The organism is Gordonibacter pamelaeae 7-10-1-b (assembly GCF_000210055.1).
Classification (GTDB): Bacteria; Actinomycetota; Coriobacteriia; order Coriobacteriales; family Eggerthellaceae; genus Gordonibacter; species Gordonibacter pamelaeae.
This window is the reverse complement of the sequence record NC_021021.1, coordinates 223983-225304: the sequence shown is the minus strand read 5'-3', so window position 1 is coordinate 225304 and position 1322 is coordinate 223983. Positions and strand designations below refer to the sequence as shown.

Here is a 1322-nt window from a genome sequence, read left to right as displayed (position 1 = left end):
CTGCCGGGCCGCGCGGCGCCGGCACCCGTGCGCTCCGGACGGCTTTTCGCATTTCGTCGAGAATTTTCCGCCCGAACCGGCGCGGCGGGCGGTTTCGCCTTATCATGGGGCAGCCGCCCGGACGCGTCCCAACAAATTCCCGCGCGGCGCAAGCGAAACATACCAGGAAGACTCTTGCAGAGGTGGTAGTTCTATGACGAAGAAAGTGCTGGTTGCCGAAAGGCTGGCCGACGCCGGCCTCGCGGTGCTCCGCGACAAGGGCTACGAGGTGGATGTCAAGCTGAAGATGCCCCCCGAGGAGCTGATCGCGACCATCCCGGCTTACGATGCCCTCATCGTGCGGTCGGCCACGAAGGTGACGCGCGAGGTCATCGAGGCGGGGAAGAACCTGCGCATCATCGGCCGGGCCGGCGTTGGCGTGGACAACGTGGACGTGGAGGCCGCCACCGAGCGCGGCGTCATCGTGTGCAACGCTCCCACGTCGAACATCGTGAGCGCCGCCGAGCACACCATGGCCCTCATGCTGGCCTGCGCCCGCAACGTCGCCCAGGCCAACGCCTCCATGCACGAGGGCCTGTGGGAGCGGACGAAGTTCACCGGCGTGGAGCTCTACGAGAAGACGCTCGCCATCTTCGGCCTGGGCCGCATCGGCGGCCTCGTGGCCGAGCGCGCCCGCGCCTTCGGCATGAGGCTCGTGGGCTACGACCCGTACTGCAGCCCCGAGCGCGCCGAACAGCTGGGCGTGACGCTCTACGACGACGTGGACGCCATCGTGCCGCTCGCGGACTTCATCACCGTGCACCTGCCGAAGACCAAGCAGACCATCGGCATGTTCGGGCCCGACCAGTACGCGCGCATGAAGGACGGCGTGATCCTGGTGAACGCCGCGCGCGGCGGCATCTACAACGTGGACTCGCTTGCCGACTTCCTGGCTGCCGGCAAGATAGGCGCCGTGGGGCTTGACGTGTGGGAGAACGAGCCGTGCACGGAAAGCCCGCTGCACGAGTTCCCCAACGCCATCCTCACCCCTCACCTGGGCGCGTCCACGAAGGAGGCCCAGCTGCGCGCCGGCGTGCAGACGGCCGAGTACGTGGCCGCGGGTCTGGCGGGCTCCATCGTGCCCACCGCCGTGAACATGGCGCCGGTGCCGCCCGAGGTCATGGACGCGGTGGGGCCGTACGTGCCCGCCTGCCAGATGATGGGCAGCATGCTTGCCCAGATACACGGCGAGGTGCCGCAGTACCTGAAGCTCACGGCGGCCGGCGCGCTCGCCGATGCCGACCCGTCCATCCTCGTGGCCGGCACGGTGAAGGGGCTCCTGT

At 68.6% G+C, this 1322-nt stretch carries 1 protein-coding gene; it reads left to right on the top strand.

The window, feature by feature from the left end:
* Positions 1–193 precede the first annotated feature (193 nt).
* Positions 194–1322, top strand: a 1129-nt coding sequence (gene serA / locus GPA_RS00995) for a phosphoglycerate dehydrogenase (protein ID WP_041238721.1), incomplete at its 3' end; no start/stop codon positions are given.